Raw genomic sequence first — 26,064 nt, 5'->3', positions numbered from 1 at the left:
AGCTGACGCTTCACCCATCCACCAACTGCAATGATGGATGAAAAAGGCGTCATCCACCCACACACCCCCCGGATACAGGCCCCCATCAACGCGGCAGGCTCAGGGTCACCCGCAACCCGCCTTCGCGCAGGTTGCGCAGACTCAGCTCGCCGCCATGGCTGTGGGCGATGTTGCGCGCGATGCCCAGGCCCAGGCCATAGCCCTGCTGCTGTCCGGCCAGGCGGAAATGCGGTTCGAACACCTGTTCCAGGCGCTGCTCGGGCACCCCAGGCCCCTCGTCGTCGACATGCAGGACGAAGGCCTGGCCATCATCCTCGATATGCAGGTGGGCGTTCTGCCCGTACTTCAGCGCGTTGTCCACCAGGTTGCCGATGCAGCGCTTGAGCGCCAGGGGTTTGCCGGGATAGGCCGCGCACGCCTGGCCATCCAGGGTCACCCGACCATTGCCGGCCGGCGCCAGGTAAGGCTCGACCACGTAATTGAGCAGCTGATTGAGGTCGACCGGCTCGATGTTCTCGTGAATATCGGTGTCCTTGACGCACTGCAGGGCGCCCTTGACCAGCATCTCCAGCTCGTCCAGATCACGACTGAACTTGGCCTGCACGACTTCGTCGTCGAGCAATTCGACGCGCAGACGCAGGCGGGTAATGGGCGTACGCAGATCGTGAGAGATGGCGCTGAACAGCTGGCTGCGTTCGCGCAGGTAACGACCGATACGCTCGCGCATGGCGTTGAACGCGCGACTGACCTCGACCACCTCGCTACCGCCCGCCTCCGGCAGCGGCTCGACCTCGCTGCCCAGCGACATTTCCCGCGCCGCCAGCGCCAGGCGCTTGAGCGGCCGGCTCTGCCAGTGCACCAGAATGCCGATGAACAGCAGCAGGAAGCTGCTGGTAAGGATGATGAACCACAGCTGCTGGGCCGGCAGCCCCTGCTGTTCCAGGCTGACATAGGGTTCGGGCATCAAAGAGGCGAGGTACAGCCATTCGCCCGGGGCGATCTGGATCTGCGTCACCAGCACCGGCGGGTTGAGCGGTTCCAGACTCAGGGCGTAATGCGCCCAGGAGCGTGGCAACTCGTCCAGCTTCAGCGCGTTATTGAAGATGCGCAGGTCATCCGGGCTGACGAACTGCGCCGACACATCCAGGTCCTGGCCCAGACGCTCGCGCAGGGTGGCGTCGACCGCATCGAGCACCGCGCGCTTGCGCGGGGTTTCCGGCAGCACCTGCATCTGCAGCGGCTTGTCATTGAGCGAGACGAAGAAGCGCGTGCCGCCCATATTGCGCAGTTGATCGAGCACCATGGGCCGATAGCCCAGCGGCAGCGAGCGGAAGTAGCCGACGCTGGCAGCCATCGACTGCGCCAGGCTGCGCGCGCTGGTGAGCAGGCCCTCCATCTGGCTGGCGCGCAACTGCGACACCCAGATCACGCTGGACAGCGCCTGCGCCAGCAACACCACCAGCAGGGTCAGCAGCAGCATGCGCCCGAGCAGCGAGCGCGGGGCCGACAGCAGTTTGCGCAGGCTAAACATGGTTATGCGGCGTGACCGTCGCCGCCAACTGGTAACCACTACCGCGCACGGTGCGGATCAGTCGCGCCGGCTTGCCGGTATCGCGCAGGCGCTGACGCAGGCGACTGACCGCCATGTCGACGATACGCTCCAACGGCATCACCTCGCGGCCGCGGGTGGCGTTGCCGATGGTGTCGCGGTCGAGGATCTGCTGCGGGTGGTCGAGAAACAACTTGAGCAGGGCGAAGTCGGCGCCGGAGAGGATCACCTCCTCGCCATCGCGGTGAAACAGGCGGTGACTGACCATGTCCAGGCGCCAGTCGTCGAAGGCCAGCACCTCGCTGCCGCGCTCCTGGGTGAAGTGCACCCGGCGCAACAGGGCCTTGATCCGCGCCAACAGCTCGCGCGGACTGAACGGCTTGCCCAGGTAATCGTCTGCGCCCAGTTCCAGGCCGATGACCCGGTCGGTCTCATCCGAGCTGGCAGTGAGCATGATGATCGGTACCTGGGCAAAATGCTGATGCTCGCGGACCCAGCGACAGAGGCTGAAACCATCCTCGTCGGGCAGCATCACATCGAGAATCACCAGATCCGCCGATTCGGCACACAGGGCCTGGCGAAAGCCCGCGCCATCGCCGACGGTACGCACCTGAAAGCCGGCACGACTCAGGTAGGTGTGCAGCAGTTCGCGAATTTCCTGGTCGTCATCGACCAGCAGAATCGACTTTCCGGGCTGGCTCATGGTCCGCCGTCCTTATTGTCATGCACTCGCCAAAATGGCATGTAGATAGCACTCTGTAGGAGCGGCCCATGGCCGCGAATCGCGGGCATGGCCCGCTCCTACAAGGAATACCTAAGACCGGCCCAGCGCCTGCTGCAAGGCCACGCCCGCGCCCATCAACCCCGGGTATTCGGCCGTCACCAGCCATACCGGGATACCCTCGAAGTAGTCGCTCATGCGGCCCTTGTCGCGCAGGCAGCGGGTAAAACCGCTGGCCAGGAACAGCTCGGCGAAGCGCGGCACCACGCCGCCGACAATATACACGCCGCCGCGCGCGCCCAGGCTCAGCACGTTGTTGCCGGCGGCGCGCCCCAGCCAGCAGCAGAACTGCTCCAGCACCGCCACCGCCACCGCATCGCCGGCCAGCGCCGCCGCCGTGACCTCGGCCGGCGAACTCAAGCGTGGCTCATGCCCATCCAGCGCGCAGACCGTGCGATAGAGCAGCAGCAGGCCGCTGCCGCTGAGCACATCCTCGGCGCGCACATGGCCGAGCTGGCGATACAGCTGCTGCCACAATTCGGCCTCGCGCGGGCTGCCAATCGGCAAGTCGACATGGCCGCCCTCGCCGGGCAAGGCCAGCCAACTGCCATCGGCCAGGGCCAGCAGCGTGCCGACGCCGAGGCCGGTGCCCGGACCGATCACCACGCAGGGCCGCTCGATCTCGGCCGTGCCGGGACAGACCGGCAGCCGCTCGTCATCGCGCAAGCGGGTCATGCCCAGGGCCATGGCGGAAAAATCGTTGATCAACAGCAACTCGCGCACCTGCAGCTCGCGGCAGAAGGCCGAGCGGCTGAGGCGCCAGTGGTTGTTGGTGAAGCGGAACAGGTCGCCGTCGACCGGGCCGGCGCAGGCCAGGCACACCGAACCCACCGCGCCGGGCGCCAGGCCCAGTTCACTCAGGTAGGCACGGATCGCCTGTTCCGGCCCCGGATAGTCGGCGGTGGCCAGCACCCGCACCGACTCCAGCTGTTCGTCGCGCCACAGGGCGAAGCGCGCATTGGTGCCACCAATGTCACCGACCAGGGCCAGTTTCACTTCAGCGACTCCAGGCTGGCGGTGAAGGCGCTGGCGCCCTGCTCCGCCGAGCTGAAGGCCTGGCGCATGAAGGCGAACAGCTCGCGGCCGCAGCCCACGGCATTGTCCAGGGTGCCAACCGCCGGCTCGCGCGCCGCCAGCTCGGCGGCATCGACCAGCAGCTGCAGTTCGCCGGTGTGACCGTCGAGCCGAATCAGGTCACCGTCGCGCACCAGCGCCAGCGGCCCGCCACCGTAAGCCTCGGGACAGACATGGATGGCCGCCGGGATCTTGCCCGAGGCGCCGGACATGCGCCCGTCGGTGACCAGCGCCACCTTGAAGCCGCGATCCTGCAGCACGCCGAGGAACGGGGTCATCTTGTGCAGTTCCGGCATGCCGTTGCTGCGCGGCCCCTGGAAGCGCATCACCGCGACGAAGTCGCGCTCCAGCTCGCCGGCCTTGAAGGCATCGGCCAGCTGCTGCTGATCCTCGAACACCAACGCCGGGGCCTCGACCAGCTGGTGTTCCAGGGCCACGGCGGAGACCTTCATCACCCCGCGCCCGAGGTTGCCCTGCATCAGGCGCAGACCGCCCTCGGCGGAGAAGGGCTTGGCCACCGGGCGCAGCACGTTTTCGTCGTGGCTCTTGCTCGGGCCGTCGCGCCAGACCAGCTGGCCATTGTCGAGGAAGGGCTCGCGGGTGTAACGACTGAGGCCGTGACCGGCCACGGTGTTGACGTTTTCATGCAGCAGCCCGGCATCCAGCAGCTCGCGAATCAGGAAGGCCATGCCGCCGGCGGCCTGGAAATGGTTGATATCGTCCTTGCCGTTGGGATAGACGTGGGCCAGGGTCGGCGTCACCGCCGAGAGATCGGCCATGTCCTGCCAGGTCAACTGGATCCCCGCGGCCTGGGCGATGGCCGGCATATGCAGGGTGTGGTTGGTCGAACCGCCGGTGGCACTCAGGGCGACGATGGAATTGACCAGGCAGCGCTCGTCGACGATCTCGCCGAGCGGCATGAATTGCCCGCTCTGCTTGGTCAGGCGGGTGACCTGCTGCGCCGCCTCGCAAGTTAGGGCCTCGCGCAGCGGCGTGTTGGGATTGACGAAGGAGGCGCCCGGCAGGTGCAGACCCATCACTTCCATCAGCAGCTGGTTGGTATTGGCGGTGCCGTAGAAGGTGCAGGTGCCGGGGCTGTGGTAGGCGGCCATCTCGGCGGCCAGCAGCTCGTCGCGCGTCGCCTTGCCCTCGGCATAGCGCTGACGCACGTCGGCCTTTTCCTTGTTCGACAAGCCGGACGGCATGGGACCGGCCGGTACGAACAGGCTCGGCAGATGACCGAAACGCAGGGCGCCCATCAGCAGGCCGGGGACGATCTTGTCGCAGATGCCCAGGTACAGCGCGGCATCGAACATGTTGTGCGACAGCGCCACCGCGGTGGCCATGGCGATCACCTCGCGGCTGGCGATGCCCAGCTCCATGCCCGGCTCGCCCTGGGTCACGCCGTCGCACATGGCCGGCACACCGCCGGCGAACTGGCCGACCGAGCCGATTTCGCGCAGGGCCTGCTTGATCCGCTCGGGATAGTTTTCATAGGGCTGGTGAGCCGAGAGCATGTCGTTATAAGCAGAAATAATCGCTACGTTGGCCGCGTTCATCAGGCGCAGGGTCTGCTTGTCTTCACTGCCGCAGCCGGCCACGCCATGGGCGAAATTGGCACATTGCAGCTTGCCGCGCTGCGGGCCTTCGCTGGCCGCCGCGCGAATCATCGCCAAATAGGGCTCGCGCGTGGCGCGGCTGCGGGCGATCAGGCGGTCGGTTACCTCAAGTACGCGGGGATGCATGTGGTTGACTCCAGGCTGGCGGTTAGCGATATTTTGTACTTAATACAAAAATACTGCCACTTAAAACACTTGATTTCTATACTTACGAGCATAATCTTGTAATTCAAACAACAAAACCAGGTCGAGACCTCATCCATGACTATCCGCATCGCAATCAACGGTTTTGGCCGCATCGGCCGCAACGTGCTCCGCGCGCTCTATAGCCAAGACTACCCCAGCCAGAACTACCGCCAGCAGCTGCAGGTGGTCGCCATCAATGACCTCGGCGACAGCGCGATGAATGCCCACCTGCTCAAATACGACAGCGTGCACGGGATATTCGCCGGCAGCGTCGACAGCGATGGCGAAAGCCTCACGGTCAACGGTGATCGTATCGCCGTCAGCGCCATTCGCAACCCGGCCGAGCTGCCGTGGCAGGCGCACAAGGTCGATGTGGTCTTCGAGTGCACCGGGCTGTTCACCGAGCGCGACAAGGCCGCCGCCCACCTCGCCGCCGGTGCGCGCAAGGTGATCATCTCGGCGCCGGCCAAGGGCGCCGACGCCACCATCGTCTATGGCGTCAATCACGACATTCTGCGCCAATCCATGCAGATAATCTCCAACGCCTCCTGCACCACCAACTGCCTGGCCCCGGTGGCCCAGGTACTGCAGCGCGAGCTGGGCATCGAGCACGGCCTGATGACCACCATCCACGCCTACACCAACGACCAGAACCTCTCCGACGTCTACCACAGCGACCCCTACCGCGCCCGCTCGGCCACCCAGTCGATGATCCCGACCAAGACCGGCGCCGCCGAAGCGGTCGGCCTGGTGCTGCCGGAACTGGCCGGCAAGCTGACCGGCATGGCCGTGCGCGTGCCGGTAATCAACGTCTCGCTGGTCGACCTGACCCTGCAGGTCAAACGCGAAACCAGCGCCGAGGAAATCAATCAGCTGCTGTTGAGCGCCAGCCGCACCTCCCCGGTGCTGGGCTACAACAGCCTGCCGCTGGTCTCCTGCGACTTCAACCACAACCCGCTGTCGTCGATCTTCGACGCCAACCACACCAAGGTCAGCGGCAAACTGGTGAAAGTCATGGCCTGGTACGACAACGAATGGGGCTTCTCCAACAGGATGCTGGATACCTGCCTGGCCCTGTGCCGCGCCGCGTGAAGGCTGTTGCACTGCAAGTCCGTAGGAGCGAGGGGACGCTGAGCTCCATGGCCGCGATAGCGCCTGCCAGACTACGGATCGCGGGCATGACCCCTCTTATCAAACAATAAATAACTCATTGTTTTATATATAGAAATCTGTACGAAATCTTGTCGGAGCCAGTAACTGTAGGATGGCGTTGAGCGCAGCGATACCCATCGGGTGGTTTATGCCTGTATCCGGTTGTCGTGGCTGAAATCCATGATGGGTTACGGCGCGGTTATCTGCTGGCAGCCGGTCAATTTGTGGGCGCCTAACCCATCCTACGGTCGTGAGCCTTGAGCACCCAGTTTGCTGCGCGACAGCGCGGCGTCTGGACGACGGGGGATCTCCTACGATGCGTACTGATACCGTGGCCCGGATGCAATCCGGGCTACCCAGTCAAATCCAGGACTCGAATATGAGCCGTATCAGCTTTACCACCGCCACCCTGCCCGAGCGCAAACGCATCGCCCTGGTCGCCCACGACCACTGCAAGGAATTTCTCCTCGACTGGAGCGAACGCCAGCGCGACAAACTGGCCAGGCACCACCTGCTGGCCACCGGCACCACCGGCCTGCTGCTCGGCCGGCGCCTCGAGCTGCCGATCGAATGCATGATCAGCGGCCCGCTCGGCGGCGACCAGCAACTGGGCGCGCGCATCGCCGAGCGGCGGGTGGACATGCTGGTGTTCTTCTGGGACCCCTTCGAGCAGCAGCCCCACGACCCGGACATCAAGGCGCTGCTGCGGGTCGCCGCGGTGTGGAACATCCCGGTGGCCTGCAACGAAAGCAGTGCCGACTACATGCTCGGCAGCGTGTTGCTGGATCAGGCCCACGACTACCGCATTCCCGACTACAGCACCTACCTCGCCGCCCGCAGCTAACTGGCGCACACCGCCGCGTCAGCACCGACACCGCCCCCCGACGCTGCATGTCCTGCGGCGTCGGCAGGCAGCCGTGTCCTGCCCGCTACCTAGCCCCCACTTGCCGCAAGTCGCCCGCACCCGCGCGCGCCGGCATGCCTGCGTTTTTGTTCAAGCGTGTCTGTAACAAAACCAGGCCCGCTCCGTCTCTAGAAGCAAGAACAGCAAACGCGGCCAAGGCGAGACGCCCGATGCGACTGCCGTTCCCCTAGCGCACCAATCAATCGCTGAATCGGAGCCACCCAGATGAACACCACCGCTTCCCATACCGTTGTTTCGGCCGCCGCGCTCGCCCTCGCCCTGGGCGCCGCCCTGGCGATTTCCAGCGCGCCGCTCACCGCCCAGGCAGCGGACAGCGAGAAATGTTTTGGCGTCGCCCTGCAGGGCAAGAACGATTGCGCCGCCGGCCCCGGCACCACCTGCGCCGGCACCTCCAAGATCGACTACCAGGGCAATGCCTGGAAACTCGTCCCCAAGGGCACCTGCGAACAGACCGCTTCACCGACCTCGCCGACCGGCTTCGGCCAGCTCGAGGCCTTCGAGGAAGTGAAAAACTCCTGACCGCCCCACGTGCCGGAGCGCCGATGATGATCGCCTCGCCAATCCACGTTACCAACAGCGCTCCTGCACGCCTGCCCGAGCTGCCTTGCCAGGCCGGCATCGGCCTGAAATCGCAGCATTACCAGCAGATCCTCGAGACCGACCCAGCGGTCGGCTTCTTCGAGGTACATGCCGAAAACTACCTGGTGGCGGGCGGGCCCTTCCACCACTACCTGGGCCTGATCCGCGAGCGCTACCCGCTGTCGATCCACGGCGTCGGCCTGTCGATCGGTGGGCAGCAGGCGCTCGACCGGGAGCACCTCGAGCGCCTGGCCACGTTGCTCGAACGCTATCAGCCGCAGGCCTTTTCCGAACACCTGGCCTGGTCGAGCCATGGCGAGGTGTTTCTCAATGACCTGCTGCCGCTGGCCTACGACGCCGCGACCCTGACCCGGGTCTGCGAACATGTCGATCAGGTGCAAAGCCGCTTGCAGCGCCAGCTGTTGCTGGAGAACCCGGCGACCTATGTCGAATTCGCCAGCTCGAGCATGGACGAGGCCACCTTCATCGGCGAGGTGGTCCGCCGCACCGGCTGCGGCCTGCTGCTCGACGTCAACAACGCCTACGTTTCCAGCGTCAACCATCACTGGGACGTGCAGGCCTACCTGCGCGCCCTGCCGCTGCACGCAGTCGGCGAAATCCACCTCGCCGGCTTCGCCGAAGACCGCGACGCGGCGGGCGAGCGCCTGCTGATCGACAACCACGGTGCGCCCGTCGACGCCGCCGTATGGCAGCTCTACGCCGAGGTGCTGCAGCTGATCGGCGCCACCCCGACCCTGCTTGAGCGGGACAACGCCATCCCGCCCCTGCAGGTATGGCTGGAGGAAGCGCAGCACGCGCAGACGCTGCTCGAAGGCGCTCGTGCGACTCGACCGCAGGCTCTGGCATGAACAGCCAAGCGGAGTTTGTCGCGGCCCTGCTCGATCCCGAGCGTGACTGCCCGGCAGATTTGAAAACCTGGAACGGCTCGGACCCGGCGGCGCGCTTCGCCGTCTACCGCAACAACGTCCTGAGTTCACTGATCGACGCCCTGGCCGCCAGTTTTCCGGTGGTGCAGCAACTGGTGGGCGAGACGTTCTTCCGCGCCATGGCGGCCGTCTACGTGCGTCACTCGCCGCCGCGCACGCGCATCCTCGCCGACTACGGCGCCGACTTCCCGGCGTTTATCCAGGGCTTCGCCCCGGCCGCCAGCCTGCCCTACCTGGCGGACGTGGCGCGTCTCGAACTACTGCGCATCCGCGCCTACCACGCGGCCGACGCCGCGCCCCTGGACGCGGATGCGCTGGCCACGGCCCTGGCGGCACCGGAGCGCCTCGCCAGCCTGCTGCTGCGCCTGCAGCCGGCGCTCGGCCTGCTCGATTCGGCCTTCGCGGTGGTCTCGCTGTGGGCCGCCCACCAGGGCGCGCTGACGCTGGCCGAGGTCGACCTCGACCAGGCGCAATGCGCCCTGGTGCTGCGCAACGGCCTGGAAGTCGAAGTGCTCGGCATCCGCTCAGGCGACGCGGTGTTGATCCAGGCTCTACTCCAAGGCCGGCCGCTGGGCGCCGCCACGCAGCTGGCGCTGGCGTGCGATCCGGCGTTCGACCTCGGCGCCTGCCTGGCCCACTTGCTGCGCGCAGGTGCCATCACCCATTGTGCATACGACACGCAAAGGCCACTGCCATGACCACCCATGCCCTGACCACCCCCGCTCGCCTGATCGCCCGCGCGATCGACCTGTGCCAGCTGATCCCCTACAGCCTGATCGCCTTGCTCGCACGCTTCTCGATTGCCGCGACCTTCTGGAAGTCCGGGCAGACCAAGATCGAAGGCCTGGCCATCGATATCGTCACCGGGACTTTCGAGTTCGGCCTGCCCAGGCTCTCCGCCTCGGCCGTGCCGTTGTTCGAATATGAGTACCAGCTGCCGCTGCTGGCGCCGGCACTGGCCGCGCAGCTGGCCGCCTTCAGCGAGCACCTGTTCCCGCTGCTGATCCTGCTCGGCCTGGCCACCCGCTTCTCCGCCCTGGCCCTGTTCGGCATGACCCTGGTCATTCAGCTGTTCGTCTACCCGGATGCCTACCCGACCCACGGGGTCTGGGCGGCCGTGTTGCTGCTGTTGGTGGCCAAGGGCCCGGGGCTGCTGGCCATCGACCGGCTGATTGCCCGGCGCTATGGCTACACCGGCTGATCCGCCTGGTCGCCCAAGCGGTCATTCAGATAATCGAGAAAGCAGGTGATGCGCGAAGTCAGCGCGGTGTTGCGGTAATAGACCGCATGAATCGGCTGGCGCACCTCGACCGTGTGCGGCGTCAGGATCTGCACCAGCTCGCCGCGGGCGCGGTCGGCGCGGGTCATGAAGTCGGCCAGACAGACGATGCCGGCACCGGCCAGGGCCAACTGGCGCAGGGTTTCACCGCTGGAAGCCTGCAGGCTCGGGCTGATCGCCAGGGCATCGCCGAGCGGATGGCGCAGCGGCCACTGGTTGAGGCTGTCCGGCTGGGTGAAACCGAGCAGACTGTGCTCGCGCAACGATTCGACGCTTTGCGGCGTGCCATGAGCCTCGAGGTAGGCCGGGCTGGCGAGGATGCGCAGGCGGTTGCTGCCCAGCGCGCGCGCATGCAGGGTCGAATCGCGCAACGCACCGATGCGGATGGCGACATCGGTACGCTGCTCGAGCAGATCGATGATCTGATCGCTGCTGTGCAGCTCCAGCTGGATCTGCGGGTATTGCTTGCGAAAGCCTGCGATCAGCGGCACCACGGCATGCAGCATGAAAGGCGCGGCGGCATTCACCCGCAGACGCCCGGCGGGCTTCTGCCGACGCACCTTCATCTGCTCTTCGGCGTCCTCGACCGCATCGAGGATCTTGCGCGCCTGGGCGAGAAAGGCCTGGCCCTCCTCGGTCAGCTCCAGACGCCGGGTGGTACGGCGCAACAGGGTGACATCCAGCTTGTCTTCCAGCCGGCTCAAGGCGCGACTGACACCGGAAGCGGTCTGCGCCAGGTGTTCGGCCGCGGCGCTGATAGAGCCGCTGTCCACCACGCTGACAAAGGCCAGCAATTCATCGAGGGTCGTTTTCATTCGTGCATATTAGTCAAATATCTTGGCGCCTAAACTCTGATTTTGCGCATGAGTAGCCAGACGACACTGCGCACCTCAGTGTCCCCGCCATGGCCATTGCCCTGCTGGCCTGACAAGCGCCCGACGATGCGGATGCGCTCTGCGGCACGGGTGGGCAAACCGGGCCAGCGCTCAGCCCGCCTGAGTGCCCCCGCCGGCACAGCAATCGCGGCTGTCCAGCGCCTCCAGCAAGCGGCAGTGCTCGGCCTCGGCGCTGGTACAGCCGGCGAGTTTGCTCAGCTCCGTTTTCATCTTCTGCAGGTCGCGAATCCGCGCCTCGATGGTCAGCAAATGCGCTTGCACCAACTGGTCGGCTTCCGCGCAGGGGCTGTGGGGCTGGGCGGCCAGGCCGAGCAAGGTGCGAATCTCCTCCAGGCTGAAACCCAGTTCGCGGCCGCGGCGGATAAAGCGCAGCAGGCGGATATCGGCCTCTTGGTAATGCCGATAGCCTGAGGCGCTGCGCCTGGGCGGCGGCAGCAGTTCACTGCGTTCGTAGAAGCGAATGGTCTCCAGGTTGACCCCGCTCGCGCGGCTCAACCCACTGATGGTCAGCGGCTTACTCATAGCTTGACTCCGTAGTGACTACAGGATTTAGCGTACTGCCCATACCCTTCCAGGAGAAGCCTACATGGGCGCCAATTGCTGCAACCCCGCATCGAGCCGTGCAACCACCCGTCTCAGCAAGCGCTACCGCAAGATTCTCTGGGCCGCGCTGGTAGTCAACCTGGGCATGTTCGGCGTGGAAATCATTGCCGGCATACGCGCCGATTCGGTGTCGCTGCTGGCGGATTCGCTGGACTTTCTCGGCGATGCCGCCAACTACGGCATCAGCCTGGCGGTGCTGGGCATGAGCCTGACCCTGCGCGCCAGAGCCTCGCTGTTCAAGGCCCTGTGCATGCTGGTATTCGGCGTCGGCGTGCTGATCGCAGCGATCTGGCACCTGCTCAGCGGCCAGGTGCCCGACGCCCCCACCATGGGACTGGTCGGCAGCCTGGCCCTGCTCGCCAACGTCGGCGTGGCCGCCCTGCTCTACGCCTACCGCGAGGGCGACAGCAATATGCGCAGTGTCTGGCTGTGCTCGCGCAACGACGCCCTCGGCAATATCGCCGTGCTGCTGGCCGCCCTCGGCGTATTCGGCACCGGCAGCGCCTGGCCGGACCTGCTGGTGGCCAGCCTCATGGCCGGCCTGGCGGTCACTGCGTCCTATCAGGTGATGCGCCATGCGCGCCAGGAGCTGGCCGAGGAAGCCGAGGCCAAGGCCGTGACTTGAGCGGCTGCGCGATACCTCTCCAACTGGCCGGTGAGCGTTTGTGAAAAAACGCTCGTCTACCGCGGCCGCCGGACCGCCGGACCGCCGGACCGCCGAGTATTAGCCAGAAAAGGTCGCCCGCTAAAAATCCACCTTGCCGCGTCCCGCCTTGATCGTCCCGCGCTTGCTCTTGCCTTCCAGGCGGCGCTTCTTCGAGCCCAGGGTTGGTTTGGTCGGCCGCCGGGCCTTCTCGGTCTTGCCGGCATTGCGGATCAACTCGGCCAGGCGCTCCAGGGCATCGGCGCGGTTCTGCTCCTGGGTGCGGTATTGCTGGGCCTTGATGATCACCACCCCCTCGGCGGTGATGCGACTGTCGCGTAGCGCCAGCAGACGCTCCTTGTAGAACGGCGGCAAGGATGAGGCCTGGCTGTCGAAACGCAGGTGCACGGCGCTGGAGACCTTGTTGACGTTCTGCCCACCGGCGCCTTGCGCACGGATGGCGGTCAACTCGATTTCAGCGTCGGGCAGGTGAACGCTGTTGGAAATAACCAGCATGGCAAAGGGCTTCGGCACAAAGGGCAGTCAGGATATACCCAGGCACGCCAGGAGGCAGCCTCGCAATGACCATCGATAGTTTCACAGCCTCTGCCGACTTAGCCCCAGGCCCATCCCAGGCAAAATCGTTGCTTGGGATTTCCGCACAACAGCGGCAACTGCTGGCGATGTAACCTAAGCATCTCGACAAGACGGACGACTAAACGATGGACTCCATCACCCAGGCAGTGCTCGGCGCCAGCATCCAGGGCGCATTGCTCGGCCGCTGGCAGGGGCGCAAGGCGCTGCTGTATGGCGCCATGCTTGGCACCCTGCCCGATCTCGATGTGGTGATCGATTACGGCGATGCCGTGGCTGAGATGACCTACCACCGCGGCTTCACCCATTCGCTGTTCGTTCTCTTCGGCGTGACGCTGCTGCTGACCTGGCTGGTGCGGCGCCTGCACCCGCATCCGGGCTACTCGTCGCGACGCCTGTTCGCCACCCTGGCCCTGATACTACTGACCCACCCGCTGCTGGACAGCTTCACCAGTTACGGCACCCAGCTGTTCTGGCCGCTGATGCCGACGCCCACGGCTTGGTCGAGCATCTTCATCATCGACCCGCTCTACACCGCCCCCCTGGCCATCGCGGTGCTGCTTGGGCTGGCCTTCGGCCTGCGCGACAAAGCGGCCAAGGCGCCGCTCATCGCCCTGGCCCTGTCGACCCTGTATCTGGGTTCGACCCTGGCCGGCAAGTCCATGGCCGAGCAGCGCGTCGAGGCGCAACTGGCTCGCCAGGGCATCCAGGCCGAGGCGCTGTTCAGCACCCCGACGCCACTCAACAGCCTGCTCTGGCGCGTGATAGTGCTGGATGGCGCGTATTATCACGAGGCCCTGGTCGGCTGGTTCGACCAGCAACCACCGCAACTCAGCCGCCTGCCGCGCGGCACTGCGCTGGCCGAGGTACTCGCGGACTCGGCCGCGCACCAGCGCCTGGCCTGGTTCACCGACGGGGTGCTGCGCTACGACCAGATCGGCGAGCACCTGGTGGTCACCGATATACGCCTGGGCATGACCGGCGTGCACCCGTTCCGCTTCGACTTCGCCATCAAGCACGACGGCGAATGGCGGGTTCACGAGCGGATCGATCGCTGGCCGTCGGGCCTGGTCGATCTGACACGCTTGCAGGTGCTGTGGCGGCGCATCTGGCAGCCGGATCTGCAGGTGCCCCTGACGGTCTGGGCCAACGAACTGGGCAAGCCCCTGCTCAGCGCCGCCCGGCAGCCCTGCAATGCGGAGCGCGACGAGTGCTGACGGCGTGTGGCGGAGCGTAGCCAGGGTCGGTTGGCGGCCGCCCCCAGATTACGCCGGGGCTCATCCAGGCTACGGCTCTGCGACTGCACCCAGGCTCCAGCACTCGTAGCCCGGATAAGCGCAGCGCAATCCGAGTGGGACTGCCGCCCCGGATCGCGCCAGGCCCTCAGGTACGGAACTGCGCCACCAGACCCTGCAACTCGACACCCAGGCGCGCCAGTTCGGCGCTGGAGGCGGCGGTTTGCTCGCTGGCGGTGGCGCTCTGCTCGCCAATGTCGCGCACCCGGGTGATGCTTTCGCTGATGGTATCCGCCACGGCGCTCTGCTCTTCGGCGGCGGCGGCGATCTGCTGGTTCATCTGTTCGATGGTGCTCACCGCCTGGGTGATGCGACCCAGGGCAGCGCCCGCCTGATCGGCCAGGCTGACGGTGCCCTGGGTCAGGCTACGGCTGCTTTCCATCTGATCCACCGCTCCGGCCGCCATGCGCTGCAGGCTGCCGATCAGGCCTTCGATTTCTTCCGTCGAATCGTGAGTGCGCCGCGCCAGCGCCCGCACCTCGTCGGCGACCACGGCGAAGCCGCGGCCCTGATCGCCGGCCCGGGCCGCCTCGATGGCCGCATTCAGCGCCAGCAGGTTGGTCTGCTCAGCGACCGCCCGGATCACCTCCAATACGCTGCCGATGCGGGCGCTTTCCTGATTCAGCGCCTGGATTGCGGCGGCCGATTGATCGACCTCCAGCGCCAGACTGCCGATCTGGCTCACCGCCTGCTGCACCACCCGATTGCCCTGCTGCGCCTCGCGGTCGGCCTCGCGGGCGGCCATGGACGCCTGCTCGGCGTTCTGCGCCACTTCCTGCACGGTGGCGGCCATCTGGTGCATGGCGGTGGCGGTCTGTTCGGTTTCCTGGCGCTGCTTGTGCACCCCGGCGCTGGTTTGCGCGGTGATCGCCGACAGCTGCTCGGCCGCCGCGGCGATCTGGCTGACGCCGCCACCAATCCGCCCGACCAGGTTGCGCAGGCTGGCAGTCATGCCCTGCATGGCCGCCAGCAACTGGCCGAGTTCGTCGTGGCGATCGAGCGGCAAGTCATGGCTGAGGTCGCCCTGGGCGATGCGCTGGGCAAAGGCCACGCTCTGGCGCAAGGGGATGACGATCGAACGGGTGATCAACCAGGCGGCCAGCAAGCCGAGAATTACCGCCGCCACGCCCATGGCCGCGAGCAGCAGCATGGCTTGGCGGCTGCCGGCCGCCATGCGTTGCTCTTCGCCGACTTTCGCCGCTTCGGCCAGAGCGAGTACCGCCCGCGCCCGCTCGACCATCGCGGTTTCAGTGGTACGGCTCTGCTCGCGCACCTGCTGGTAATAGCCGAAGGAGCGCTGGTAGGTGGTCAACGCCTGCAAGGCCGTTTCGATCGCGGCCTTCTGCTCATCGCTCAACCACAGCAGCAGGCTGCGGGCAACACTGTGCAGGTCCTCGCCGATGTAGGCCCACTCCTCCAGCGCCTCGGCCGAACCGTCGATGATGTACAGGCTCTCATGGCCACGCAGGTCGAGCATGCGCTTACTCATGCCGGACGCGGTTTCCGCCAGGGTCAGCGGATCGCTGCCGCGCAGCCGGTCACCCTGCAGGCGCAACTCGCGCACGGCATCGTACATCTGCAGTTCCAGCGTCTCGAACTGAGCGCGCGTCTCGACCGCGGCAGCGCCCATGTCCTGGCGCGCCTGACGCGCCCTGTCCTGCAAGTCGACATAACTGTCGAACTGGCTCAGGTAATCGACAAGCGCCTGGCGCATGGTCTGATAGTGCCTGGCTTGCGCCGCCGAGGCGCCCTGCTCCAGTTGGGTCAGCAACACCTGCACGCGCGCCAGGCTCTCGCGCACCCGCGCGGCACGCTCGGCGCTTGGTTCGATGGCAAAAGTACGCTCCAGACGCCGCGCCTGGAGAATTTCCATATTCACCGCCGTCAGCTGTCCGGTCAGCTTATGCCCTTGCAGGATGCTCTGGACCGCGATGAAACCGCTGGCGGTCACGGCGATGGTCAGCAGCAGCACCAGGGCAAAGCCGCAGAGCAGCTTCTTGCTGACAGCCAGGTTGGTGAACAGGCGGGTGGCAGAGGACATAAGCACAACTCCATTATTGTTATTCGACACGCCGACCGCCCTGCGGGGAGCGGGTTGGCTGGCATGCAGGTGCACGGCATCGATTTTTCAGGCCTGGAGCATCGCAACCCTTGTGCCAGCTTTTGCCTCTATCACCTTTTATAGTCGACCGCTTGCCGCGAACCGTTAGGGCAGAGGCGGCCAGGCATGCACGGCCAATCGGGCCATGATTGCGCCCCGCCTCTTGCCCGGGCCGGTATCGGCGACTTTCCGCCGAGCAAAACCGACAAGTGGCGGCTATTCGCCGATCTGCCGATCACCAGAGACTCGTCCGCCTCGATCAGGTGCGCACAAAAAGAGGCGCGCGACACAAGGCCGGGCGCCTTTTTTGGTATGACAGCAGCAGGCCCATCCTCCGGCGCACCGCATCCAGCCATGCGCAGTCAGACAGTCGGACCAGGCAACCGCGGCCAGCCTCACGGGGCGTCGGGCTGCACCTCGGGAGCGGCCTGCCTGAAGGCCTCGAGGGATTCGCAACGGGCCGCCATGGCGAGGATGCGCGGGTAGGCATCCAGCGCACAGTTGAAACGGCGGGCGTTGTACAGCTGCGGCAGCAGACAGGCCTCCAGGTAGCCGGGGCGCTGGCCCAGCGACAGGCGCCCCTCGAAACCCGCCAGCCCCTGCTCCACTGCCGTCAGGCCGGTATCCACCCAGTGCCGATACCAGGCATTTTTCGCCTCCTCGTCCACGCCGAGCCGATCGCTCAGGTACTGCAGCACGCGCAGGTTGTTCAGCGGATGGATCTCGCAGGCGATGTGCAACGCCAGCGCGCGCACCTGGGCCCGTTGCGCCGGATCTGCCGGCAGCAACGCCGGCACCGGGTAGACCTCATCCAGGTATTCGAGGATCGCCAGGGACTGGGCGATCCTGACCTCGCCATCGACCAGCAGCGGCACCAGCTGCTGCGGGTTGAGCGCCTGGTACTCGGCCGCGTGCTGCTGGCCGCCGTTCTTGACCAGATGCACCGGCACCTGCTCATAGGTCAGGCCCTTGAGGTTCAAGGCGATACGCACCCGGTAGGCGGCGCTGGAGCGCCAGTAGGAATATAGAGTCAGCATGCGAGCTCCTTTGGCGACGTAACCAAGAGCGAAACGTAGGATGGGTTGAGCGCAGCGATACCCATCACTGCTCCCGATGGGTATCGTCGCTACGCTCCTCGACCCATCCTACGATCTACCAATTCACGACCTGTACTTTTCCACCACCTGGTCGATGGCGCCGAAGATGCTCTGGCCGGCGGCATCGAACATCTCGATGCGCACCCGGTCGCCAAATTTGAGGAACGGCGTGCTGGCCTCGCCCTGCTCGATGATCTCCAGCATGCGTTTCTCCGCCAGGCAGGACGAACCGGCGCTGCGATCGTAGTTGGACACGGTGCCCGAGCCGATGATGGTCCCCGTGCCCAGCGGCCGGGTCTTGGCGGCATGGGCCAGCAGGGTCGGGAAGTTGAAGGTCATGTCGGTGCCGGCATCCGGCTGGCCGAACAGCACGCCGTTGAGGTGCGAGACCAGTGGCCGGTGCACCTTGCCGTCTTTCCAGCAATCGCCCAGCTCGTCCGGGGTGATCGCCACCGGCGAGAAGCTCGACGACGGCTTGCTCTGATAGAAGCCGAAGCCCTTGGCCAGCTCGCCGGGGATCAGGTTGCGCAGGGATACGTCGTTGACCAGCATCAGCAACTGGATGTGCTGCGCGGCCTCGGCCGCGCTGACGCCCATCGGCACGTCGTCGCTGATCACCGCGATCTCCGCCTCCAGGTCGATGCCCCAGGCCTCGTCGGCCATCTGGATCGGCGCCTGCGGCGCGATAAAGCAGTCGGCGCCGCCCTGGTACATCAGCGGGTCGTGCCAGAAACTCTCCGGCATCTCGGCGCCGCGGGCCTTGCGCACCAGCTCGACGTGGTTGACGTAGGCGCTGCCGTCGGCCCAATGGTAGGCGCGCGGCAAGGGGCTGTGGCAGGCTGCCTGGTCGAAGGCGAAGGCGTCCGCTTCCAGCCCCTCGTTGAGGCGCCGGTAGACCGCGTCCAGCTTGGGACGGGCCACGGCCCAGTCGTCCAGCGCGGCCTGCAGGGTGGCGGCGATGGCCGGGACTTTCAGCGCACGGGTCAGGTCGCGGGAGACCACGACCAGCAGACCGTCACGGCCGTGCTTCAGTGATGCGAGTTTCATGCTCAATCCTCGTAGGGTGCGCCCTGCGCACCACAGATATCTGTCAGGTTGGTGCGCGCGGCCTAGGTCAAGCCAGGCGCGCGCCAGGAGTTGACGTATTCGGGCACATCGACCTGCGCGGCCGCCGGGTCGATCTCCAGGGCGCGACGGGTATCGATCATCACCGCCACCTCCTCGACGAAGGTCGCCGGGTTCTCCAGGCTCTTCTGCAGCGCCTTGGGGTGCGGACCGTGGGGGAAGCCGCAGGGGTGCAAGGTGACCATGCCCTGCTCGATATTGTCGCGACTGAAGAAGTTGCCGCGGTGGTAGAACAGCACTTCGTCGTAGTCGTCGTTGTTGTGATAGAAGGGCACCTTGAGCGCACCCGGATCGCTCTCCACCGGCCGCGGGGTGAAGGTGCAGACCACGAAACCATTGGCGACGAAGGTGGTGTGCGCCGAGGGCGGCAGGTGATAGCGATGGCTCATCAGCGGACGGATATCGCGCCAGTTGAGCCGCACCACGCAGTTGTCGCCATGCCAGCCGACCACATCCAGCGGGTTGTAGGGGTAAGTCACGGTGCTGACCTGGTTGCGCCGCTTGATCCGCAGCTGCCAGGTGCTTTCGTCCTGCTGGGCCTTGAACGCCTCGTCCAGGCGCGGATGTTCGAGCACCGCTGGATCGAAGATCGCCTGGGGTCCGAGCAGGCCCTTGTCCGGCAGCTGGTAGGCGCCATCGCTGCTCTCGATCAGCAGCATGAAGGTCGGCTCGCGGGCCTCGATACGCCAGGCGGTGCCACGCGGGATCACCAGGTAGTCGCCATCGCGGTAGCTCAGGTGACCGAAATCGCAGAAAAACTCCCCTGCTCCCTCATGGATGAACAGCAGGTCATCGCCATCGGCGTTGCGCACCAGATGGCGCATGGCGCCGTGGGTCTTCCATACGCGCAGCTTCATCTCGGCGTTGTGCAGGGTCAGCGGCGCCTCCAGCGGACAGTCGCGCTCGCTGGCGATGTCGTTGAAATCGAACGCATGCGGGCGTAGCGGTCCCTGCCAGTCGATCCAGCCAGTCGGCGGATGCTTGTGGTGCAGGTGCGCAGTGGGACCGAAAAAACCCTCACGGCCCATCTCACGCTCGTAGGTGCCTTCGGGAAAGTCGCAATGTGCCTGGCGCGAGCAGTCGCCTTCGCGCAGGGGGAAGCTGATCCATTTACGGCTCATGACAGAACTCCATCGTAGGGTGCGCCTTGCGCACCATTAAGCATAGGCGCACAGGGTCAAGGCTCATTCGTCCTTGAGCACGCCGCGCTTGATCTGGTCTTCCTCGATGGACTCGAACAGCGCCTTGAAGTTGCCCTCGCCGAAGCCCTGGTTGCCCTTGCGCTGGATGATCTCGAAGAAGATCGGGCCGATCACCGTATTGGTGAATATCTGCAGCAGAATGCCGTCGTCCCCCGGCGCCCCGTCGATCAGGATATTCAGCTCGCGCAGCAGCTCGGTCGGTTCTCCATGGCCGGCGACGCGGGTGTCCACCTTGTCATAATAGGTGCCCGGGGTTTTCATGAAGTCCACGCCGCTGGCGCGCAACTGGCGCACGGAGGCATAGATGTCATCGGTGCTCAGGGCAATGTGCTGAATGCCTTCGCCGTGGTATTCGCGGATGAACTCCTCGATCTGCGACCTGTCGTCGGCCGACTCGTTGATCGGGATGCGGATCTTGCCGCACGGCGAAGTCATGGCCCGCGAAACCAGACCGGTGAGCTTGCCCTCGATGTCGAAGTAGCGGATCTCGCGGAAGTTGGCGATACGCTCGTAGAAGCCCGACCAGACATCCATCTGCCCGCGCTTGACGTTGTGGGTCAGGTGGTCGATCTGCTTGAGGCCGACCGCGTTGTCGTTAGCCGTACGTCCTTCGATGTACTCGAAATCGACGTCATAGATGCTCTTGTCACCGTAGCGGTCGACCAGGTACAGCAAGGAGCCGCCGATACCTTCGACGCAGGGGATATTCAACTCGCCGAAGTTGGCGTGGCTGCCCACCAGCTTGGCCCCCTGCGACTCGACATAGGCCGCCGCCTGGGCCGCATTCTTCACTCGGAAAGCCATGGCGCAGGCGCTGGGCCCGTGCTTCAGGCCGAACTCGTGGACATGTCCGGTGGGGCTGCCGTTGAGCACGAAGTTGATGTCGTTCTGCTGGAACAACCAGACTTCCTTGGAACGGTGCTTGGCGGTTTCGGTAAAGCCCATGGCGGTGAACAGTGCACGCAGCTGCTGAATGCCTTCGGGGGTCGGCGCGGTGTACTCGACAAATTCGAAACCGTCGGTACCGATGGGGTTGTGCTGTTCGATCTTGTTCACGGCGGTCATTACGCCTCCTCGTTATTGTTGTGGATTCGGCGCCCTCGCCAGCAGGCGGGACGACGTCGATAGCTCCATGACAACCGAGGCAAGCACGCCCGACAAGACGGAGCAGGCGCTGTGCGGCAGCACCCTGCCCGCCCATTGGCAACAAAACCTTACAGCCTGATGAGCATCAGGCAAAGTAGCTAGCGCAGGGTAAAAGCCCAGGAATATCGTAACGATTTATTTACAAAGCGGCGCGTTTAACTGCCAAACAAGCGCGGACTCGGCCGATAGCTGCGGCATAAACGCCCAGACAGGAACCGGCGATTACCCAAAGTGCCAGCCATACTCGAATAGTGGCACACTGCCATTTAAGGACCTGCCACTTCGACCCGCACAACCACGCGACGGAAAAGCCATGAGCAATGACCTACAAGAAAGCAGCGGCGAACCCATCAGCGCAGAGCGACGCCTGGAATCGCTGGAGAAAGGCCGCCGACTCGACCGCATCCTGCTCTTTGTCCTCGCCGCAGTGCTGGCCATGACCCTCACCAGCTGGCTGACCATCGGCTTGCTCCGCCAGCCTGGCGGGCAGGAAGAAAACGGCGACGCCGAGCGGATCCAGAGCTTGCAAAAACAGGCAACCGCCCTGCAAAAACAGCTCGCCGTGCTCGAACAGCACGTGGCCCAGCAGGGCCAGCAGTTGAGTGCCCTGCAAAGCAGCAAACCGGCGACGCCGCTGAGCAGCGGCGACAACCGCCCCGTGCAGCAACAGGTCGCACAAACCCTGATCGGTCAGGAACAGAGTTTCCAGCATAGCCTCGGCGCCCTGAAAAACGGCATGCGCGACCTCGCCGGCATGATCGCGGGGTCACGCAGCTGGCTGAGCGACTACCAGGAGGCGCTGGACAGGCAAGTGAGCGCAAGCCAGACGCGCGCGCAACACTTGCAGCAGTGGGCCAGCGACTCGAGCGATTCGCCAGCGGCGCCCTAACCGATCAATGCTGCAAATGCCCATACAGCTTGGCGTACAGCCCACCATCGGCGATCAACTGCTGGTGATCGCCATCCTCGGCGACGCTGCCGCCATCGAATACCAGCACCCGATCGGCCTGTTTCACCGCCGACAGGCGATGGGCGATGATCAGGGTGGTGCGGCCGTTGAGGAACTGGCCCAGGGCCTGATGCAGGGCGTACTCGGTGGCGGCATCGAGGGCCGAGGTGGCCTCGTCGAGAATCACCACCTTGGGCTCGGCCAGCACCATGCGGGCGATGGCCAGGCGCTGGCGCTGGCCGCCGGACAGGCGCACCCCGGAGCGACCGACGATGCTTTCCAGCCCGCTTGGCAAGGCGCGGATGGTGCCGGCCAACTGGGCGATGTCCAGGGCGCGCCAGCAGGCTTCGTCGCTGCGTAAACGGCCCATGCACAGGTTGGCGCGCACCGTGTCGTTGAACAGCGCCGGGTGTTGCAGCACCACCGCAACCTGTTCGCGCACGGTTTCCAGGCCGATCTCCTGCTGGCTGCAGCCGCCGAAACGAATGATCCCCGCCTGCGGCGTATAGAGGCCGAGCAACAGCTGCACCAGGGTACTCTTGCCGCCGCCGCTGGCGCCGACGATGGCCACCTTCTCGCCCGGGGCAATGCTCAGGTCGAGGTTGTCCAGCACCGGCTCGTCGCCGTAGGCGAACGTGAGTCCGCGCACCTCGATACCGACGGTGTCGCGGCCCTTGAACGGATCGACACCGCCCGGGTACTGCGGTTCGTCGCGACGCGCGAGCAACTCGTTGATCCGCGCCAGCGCGCCCCCGGCGGCGTAGAAGGCGTACTGCAGGTTGAGCAGTTGCTCGACCGGCCCGATCATGAACCACAGGTAGCTGAACACCGCGAGCATCTGGCCGATCGACAGGTCGGAAAACAGCACGGTGAGCATGGCAGCGGCGCGGAATACGTCGACACCGAACTGGAACAATAGGCCGCTGGCGCGGTTCGAGGCATCGGTCCGCCACTGCGAGGCCACCGCGTAGTCGCGCACCTCCCGGGCCCGCTCGCCGAGGCGGCTGAGAAAATAGCCCTGGCGATTGCCGGCGCGGATCTCCTGGATCGCCTCGAGGGTTTCGCTGAGGGCCTGGGTAAAGCGCGAAGTGCTGTCGTTCTCCAGCCTTTTCAGGTGTTTGACCTTCTTGCCCAGCAGCACCGTGGCGTAGATCACCAATGGGTTGAACAACAGGATCAACAGAGCCAGTTGCCAGTGCATCCACAACAGAATCGCCGAGGTGCCGACCAGGGTCAGCACTGCCACCAGAAAGCGGCTGAGGGTTTCGCCGACGAACTTGTCCAGGGTTTCCAGATCGGTGACCAGGTGGGTGGTCACGGTGCCGCCGCCGAGGCTCTCGTATTCACCGAGGGAAATGCGTTTGAGTCGCTCGATCAGGCGGACGCGAATGCGGTAGACGATGTCTTTCGACAGGCGGGCGAACAGGCGTGCCTGCAACACGTTGAAGATCAGTGCCGAGCCGCGCAGCAGCAGGGTCAGCACCAGCATCAGACCGATATAGCCGGCCGCGACTTCCCAGCCGGCCGGGAGGAAGCGATCCATCACCTTGAGCGCGGCATCGCCATCGTGGAGCAGTACTTCGTCGACCAGCAGCGGCAGGAGCAGCGGGATGGGCACGCTGCACAGGGTGGCGAACAGCGCCACCAGATTAGCCAGGATCAGGGCTTGCTTGTGCTGCAGGGCCAGACGGCGGATCTCCGCCCAGCTCAACCGATCAGGCATAAGCCGCGCGCTCCAGCCAGCGGCCGAGCAAGGGCGCCAGCACCTCGAGCGGCTGATAACCATTGGTCAGCAGGGCCAATTGACCGTTGCGTTCGGCCAGCAAGGTGGGAAAGCCGGAGATGCCCAGGTCCTGCACCCAGCTGAAATCGGCACTGGTGGCTTCACGCTGCTCGGCACTGTCGAACGCGGCGGCGAACTCGATCCGCGGAATCCCGGCACGCTCGGCCAGCCCGAGCAATACGCTGGCCCGGGTGACATCCTCGCCCTTGGTATAGAAAGCGCGCTGGATCAACTGGGTCAGCGGCCAGACGCTTTGCACATCGAGACTACGCGCGGTAACCAGCGCCCGGCAGGCCGGCTCGGTGTCGTAGACCAGGCCCTCGGGCAGGCCATCGACGAAATTGAACAGCTGGCCGGTACTGGCATTGACCGCCTGCCAGTAGCCCAGGTAGCGCACCCGCGCCGCCGCATCGATGGCCACAGCATCACGGCGCAGGCCGCCGAGCACCAGGTGCAGGGGCACGCCGGCCGCAGCCGCCTGCTCGGCGAGGGACTCGAGTACCGGGGCAAACCCCCAGCACCAGGAACACATCGGGTCCATCACGTAGAGCAGGCGTGCGTGCATGATCTAGCCCTCGTTGGCTTGGCGTGGGTTGTAACCCAATGGATGCGGCTGGTTGCGGGCCTTGGCCAGTTCGATCTGTTTTTGCCGTTCGCGGGCGCCGGCGCGGGTTTTCTCGGGCAGCGAATCCCAGCAATGCGGACAGCTTACGCCTGCGCTGTAGTACTCGGACTGGCGATCTTCCACGGATATCGGCGTGCGGCAGGCATGGCACTGGTCATAATCGCCCGCAGTCAGGTCATGTCGAACGGTGACCCGGTTGTCGAAGACGAAGCAGTCACCCCGCCACCTGGTCTGTTCCTCGGGCACTTGCTCCAGGTATTTGAGGATCCCGCCCTTGAGATGGAACACCTGTTCGAAGCCGGCACCGAGCATATAGCTGGACGCCTTCTCGCAGCGAATGCCGCCGGTGCAGAACATCGCCACCTTCTTGTGCCGGGCCGGGTCGAAGTGCGCCTTGATGTACTCGGGAAACTCGCGAAACGACTTGGTCTTGGGGTCGACTGCGCCCTCGAAAGTGCCGATCGCCACTTCATAGTCGTTGCGCGTGTCGATCAGCAGCACCTCGGGATCGCTGATCAGCGCATTCCAGTCGTGGGCCTCGACATAGGTGCCGACCTGCTGGTTGGGATCGACGCCCGGCACGCCCAGGGTGACGATCTCCTTCTTCAGCTTGACCTTGGTGCGGTAGAACGGCTGCTCGTCGCAGTACGACTCTTTGTGGTCGACATCGGCCAGGCGCGGGTCCAGGGCAAACCAGGCGAGCAAGCCGTCGATGCCGGCGCGCGAAGCGGAAACGGTGCCATTGATGCCTTCTTCGGCGAGCAGCAAGGTGCCCTTGATCCCGTTGGCCAGCATGCTGTGCAGCAGGGGCTCACGCAATGCCTGGTAATCCGGCAGGGAGACGAACTTGTACAGCGCGGCCACGACTATCTTGTCACTCATCGAATCTTTTCCTTCAGTAGTCGCCCACGTAAAGGGCGGACTGGGTCTGCAAACGAACGCGCCGGCGTGAGCCGGCGCGCTGGGTAGTTTACTTTTCTTGCTGCCTGCCGTGTAGGGGCGGATTGATCCGGCGCCCCGGACAGGTTGCTTTTTGTCGGTGCGCTAGGCGCTCGACCGTAGAGTAGAGAAGGTCGCCGGCAGACCGCTCGGCTTCAATGCCCACCCTGGCAGGTCGGCGATTTCGGCGCAGCCCCCTGTTGCGCCCATTCCTCGGGTGTATAGGTATGCAACGCCAGGGCATGCACTTCGTTCATCAGCTCGCCCAGGCTGGCGTAAACCTTCTGGTGCCGCTTCACCGCATTCAAGCCGGCAAATCCAGGGCTGACAATCACCGCCTTGTAATGGGTTTCCAGCCCCCGGCTGTGCATGTGACTTTCGTCCAGCACCTCGAGGTGCTCGGGGTCAAGTGCAGCCAAGGCAGCCTGCAGTTGAGCTAGTTTCGACATATTAAAACTCCATTCACGGTTGTTTCGGCCCCAGCTCGGCGGTCATGTCCGCCAGCAGTTTATTCACTTTCGGTACTGCGGTTTCCAGCTTGCCCTGGGTCAGTTGCGCCGATTTCTCGGTCAACATCGGCATCTTCTGCAAGACCTTCTGGCCCAACGGCGATTGGTAGAAGCTAACCAATTCCTGCATTTCCTGCTCGTTGAAATTGCTGGTGTAGAGTTTGACCATATCCGGCTCGAGCTTGTCCCAGGCGACGGCCCGATCCAGCTCGGTATTGGCCTTGGCCTGGTAGGTTTCCAGCAGAGCCTTTTTAGACGCCGGCGCGCCATTCTCGGCGAAACGCTGGGCGAACATCTGCTGCACCTGGGCATAGACCGGCACCACCAGTTTGTCGGCCTGGGCCAACTGCAGGAAGCGCTCCGCATCGGCAGCATGACTGCTGGCATCGGCAAACGCCTGGGCGCTGCCGCAGGTCAATATGGCAACGGCACAGAGGGCAGATAAACGCGACATTGAATGCTCCGG

At 65.0% G+C, this 26,064-nt stretch carries 26 protein-coding genes and 1 pseudogene; 9 read left to right on the top strand and 18 right to left on the bottom strand.

What is annotated here, in order from left to right:
- Positions 1-85: 85 nt before the first annotated feature.
- The 4 genes from BM315_RS01105 to edd form a co-directional block, all read right to left on the bottom strand.
- Positions 86-1,531, bottom strand: a complete 1,446-nt coding sequence (locus tag BM315_RS01105) for an ATP-binding protein (protein ID WP_090496925.1) — start codon at positions 1,529-1,531, stop codon at positions 86-88.
- Entirely contained in the window at positions 1,524-2,252 is a 729-nt protein-coding gene (locus tag BM315_RS01100) for a response regulator (protein ID WP_090496923.1), read from the bottom strand. Before BM315_RS01100 ends, BM315_RS01105 begins: the two co-directional genes overlap by 8 nt.
- Before the next feature lie 111 nt (positions 2,253-2,363).
- Entirely contained in the window at positions 2,364-3,326 is a 963-nt protein-coding gene (locus BM315_RS01095; protein ID WP_090496921.1) for a glucokinase, read from the bottom strand.
- Positions 3,323-5,149, bottom strand: a complete 1,827-nt coding sequence (gene edd / locus BM315_RS01090; RefSeq protein WP_090496919.1) for a phosphogluconate dehydratase — start codon at positions 5,147-5,149, stop codon at positions 3,323-3,325. The genes BM315_RS01095 and edd overlap by 4 nt, the downstream gene beginning before the upstream one ends.
- Positions 5,150-5,284: 135 nt before the next feature.
- Between edd and gap the strand changes: the two genes are divergently transcribed.
- The 6 genes from gap (at position 5,285) to BM315_RS01060 (ending at position 10,013) form a co-directional block, all read left to right on the top strand.
- Positions 5,285-6,301: a type I glyceraldehyde-3-phosphate dehydrogenase gene (gene gap / locus BM315_RS01085; RefSeq protein WP_090496917.1), complete on the top strand. Its 1,017-nt coding sequence runs from the start codon at positions 5,285-5,287 to the stop codon at positions 6,299-6,301.
- A 439-nt stretch (positions 6,302-6,740) separates the two neighbouring features.
- Positions 6,741-7,205: a methylglyoxal synthase gene (locus BM315_RS01080; protein WP_090496916.1), complete on the top strand. Its 465-nt coding sequence runs from the start codon at positions 6,741-6,743 to the stop codon at positions 7,203-7,205.
- A gap of 285 nt (positions 7,206-7,490) precedes the next feature.
- On the top strand, positions 7,491-7,805 hold the full coding sequence (locus BM315_RS01075; RefSeq protein ID WP_090496913.1) for a BufA1 family periplasmic bufferin-type metallophore: 315 nt from the start codon (positions 7,491-7,493) through the stop codon (positions 7,803-7,805).
- Positions 7,806-7,828: 23 nt separating this feature from the next.
- The gene (gene bufB / locus BM315_RS01070) at positions 7,829-8,734 is read left to right on the top strand and encodes an MNIO family bufferin maturase (protein ID WP_425287756.1); all 906 of its coding nucleotides are present in this window, start codon (positions 7,829-7,831) and stop codon (positions 8,732-8,734) included.
- Entirely contained in the window at positions 8,731-9,510 is a 780-nt protein-coding gene (locus BM315_RS01065) for an HvfC/BufC N-terminal domain-containing protein (protein ID WP_090496910.1), read from the top strand. Before bufB ends, BM315_RS01065 begins: the two co-directional genes overlap by 4 nt.
- A complete protein-coding gene (locus tag BM315_RS01060) occupies positions 9,507-10,013 on the top strand; it encodes a DoxX family protein (protein ID WP_090496908.1) in 507 nt (168 codons plus the stop codon). The genes BM315_RS01065 and BM315_RS01060 overlap by 4 nt, the downstream gene beginning before the upstream one ends.
- On the opposite strand, the gene BM315_RS01055 is transcribed toward BM315_RS01060, so the two are convergent.
- Both BM315_RS01055 and BM315_RS01050 read right to left on the bottom strand, forming a co-directional pair.
- Positions 10,001-10,906, bottom strand: a complete 906-nt coding sequence (locus tag BM315_RS01055; RefSeq protein ID WP_090496906.1) for a LysR substrate-binding domain-containing protein — start codon at positions 10,904-10,906, stop codon at positions 10,001-10,003. The genes BM315_RS01060 and BM315_RS01055 overlap by 13 nt on opposite strands.
- A 171-nt stretch (positions 10,907-11,077) precedes the next feature.
- Entirely contained in the window at positions 11,078-11,509 is a 432-nt protein-coding gene (locus BM315_RS01050) for a MerR family transcriptional regulator (RefSeq protein WP_090496904.1), read from the bottom strand.
- Positions 11,510-11,573: 64 nt separating this feature from the next.
- Between BM315_RS01050 and BM315_RS01045 the strand changes: the two genes are divergently transcribed.
- The gene (locus tag BM315_RS01045; RefSeq protein ID WP_090496901.1) at positions 11,574-12,215 is read left to right on the top strand and encodes a cation efflux transmembrane domain-containing protein; all 642 of its coding nucleotides are present in this window, start codon (positions 11,574-11,576) and stop codon (positions 12,213-12,215) included.
- Positions 12,216-12,335: 120 nt separating this feature from the next.
- On the opposite strand, the gene arfB is transcribed toward BM315_RS01045, so the two are convergent.
- Positions 12,336-12,749: an alternative ribosome rescue aminoacyl-tRNA hydrolase ArfB gene (gene arfB / locus BM315_RS01040; protein ID WP_090496899.1), complete on the bottom strand. Its 414-nt coding sequence runs from the start codon at positions 12,747-12,749 to the stop codon at positions 12,336-12,338.
- Positions 12,750-12,955: 206 nt separating this feature from the next.
- Between arfB and BM315_RS01035 the strand changes: the two genes are divergently transcribed.
- The gene (locus BM315_RS01035; RefSeq protein WP_090496897.1) at positions 12,956-14,044 is read left to right on the top strand and encodes a metal-dependent hydrolase; all 1,089 of its coding nucleotides are present in this window, start codon (positions 12,956-12,958) and stop codon (positions 14,042-14,044) included.
- Between the two features lie 166 nt (positions 14,045-14,210).
- Here the strand turns inward: BM315_RS01035 and BM315_RS25355 are convergent, their stop codons facing one another.
- From BM315_RS25355 to hppD, 6 genes and pseudogenes are all read right to left on the bottom strand, one after another.
- Complete coding sequence (locus BM315_RS25355; protein WP_425287759.1) at positions 14,211-15,074, bottom strand: methyl-accepting chemotaxis protein; 864 nt, start codon at positions 15,072-15,074, stop codon at positions 14,211-14,213.
- Positions 15,069-15,254 (bottom strand): annotated as a pseudogene (locus tag BM315_RS25350) (HAMP domain-containing protein); the annotation flags it as partial. The pseudogene BM315_RS25350 and the gene BM315_RS25355, both read right to left, overlap by 6 nt.
- A gap of 1,364 nt (positions 15,255-16,618) precedes the next feature.
- The gene (gene maiA / locus BM315_RS01025) at positions 16,619-17,260 is read right to left on the bottom strand and encodes a maleylacetoacetate isomerase (protein ID WP_090496893.1); all 642 of its coding nucleotides are present in this window, start codon (positions 17,258-17,260) and stop codon (positions 16,619-16,621) included.
- A gap of 123 nt (positions 17,261-17,383) precedes the next feature.
- Positions 17,384-18,367, bottom strand: coding sequence for a fumarylacetoacetate hydrolase family protein (locus BM315_RS01020; protein ID WP_090496892.1), 984 nt, complete (start codon positions 18,365-18,367; stop codon positions 17,384-17,386).
- Positions 18,368-18,429: 62 nt separating this feature from the next.
- A complete protein-coding gene (locus BM315_RS01015) occupies positions 18,430-19,566 on the bottom strand; it encodes a homogentisate 1,2-dioxygenase (RefSeq protein ID WP_090496890.1) in 1,137 nt (378 codons plus the stop codon).
- Between the two features lie 63 nt (positions 19,567-19,629).
- On the bottom strand, positions 19,630-20,712 hold the full coding sequence (gene hppD / locus BM315_RS01010) for a 4-hydroxyphenylpyruvate dioxygenase (protein WP_090496888.1): 1,083 nt from the start codon (positions 20,710-20,712) through the stop codon (positions 19,630-19,632).
- Between the two features lie 394 nt (positions 20,713-21,106).
- Between hppD and BM315_RS01005 the strand changes: the two genes are divergently transcribed.
- On the top strand, positions 21,107-21,682 hold the full coding sequence (locus tag BM315_RS01005; protein WP_090496887.1) for a hypothetical protein: 576 nt from the start codon (positions 21,107-21,109) through the stop codon (positions 21,680-21,682).
- A 4-nt stretch (positions 21,683-21,686) separates the two neighbouring features.
- Here BM315_RS01005 and BM315_RS01000 read toward each other — a convergent pair whose 3' ends face one another.
- From BM315_RS01000 to BM315_RS00980, 5 genes are all read right to left on the bottom strand, one after another.
- On the bottom strand, positions 21,687-23,465 hold the full coding sequence (locus BM315_RS01000) for an ABC transporter ATP-binding protein (RefSeq protein WP_090496885.1): 1,779 nt from the start codon (positions 23,463-23,465) through the stop codon (positions 21,687-21,689).
- Complete coding sequence (locus BM315_RS00995; protein ID WP_090496883.1) at positions 23,458-24,090, bottom strand: DsbA family protein; 633 nt, start codon at positions 24,088-24,090, stop codon at positions 23,458-23,460. Before BM315_RS00995 ends, BM315_RS01000 begins: the two co-directional genes overlap by 8 nt.
- Positions 24,091-24,093: 3 nt before the next feature.
- Positions 24,094-25,032, bottom strand: coding sequence for an oxygen-dependent tRNA uridine(34) hydroxylase TrhO (gene trhO / locus BM315_RS00990; RefSeq protein ID WP_090496882.1), 939 nt, complete (start codon positions 25,030-25,032; stop codon positions 24,094-24,096).
- Between the two features lie 212 nt (positions 25,033-25,244).
- Entirely contained in the window at positions 25,245-25,538 is a 294-nt protein-coding gene (locus BM315_RS00985; RefSeq protein ID WP_090496880.1) for a BolA family protein, read from the bottom strand.
- 13 nt (positions 25,539-25,551) lie between these two features.
- On the bottom strand, positions 25,552-26,052 hold the full coding sequence (locus BM315_RS00980) for a DUF2059 domain-containing protein (protein WP_090496878.1): 501 nt from the start codon (positions 26,050-26,052) through the stop codon (positions 25,552-25,554).
- Between the last annotated feature and the right edge of the window lie 12 nt (positions 26,053-26,064).

The sequence above is a fragment of the Pseudomonas borbori genome, assembly GCF_900115555.1.
Taxonomy (GTDB): Bacteria; Pseudomonadota; Gammaproteobacteria; order Pseudomonadales; family Pseudomonadaceae; genus Aquipseudomonas; species Aquipseudomonas borbori.
The sequence above is the reverse complement of the archived record's forward strand: the minus strand, read 5'-3'. Positions and strand labels throughout refer to the sequence as shown.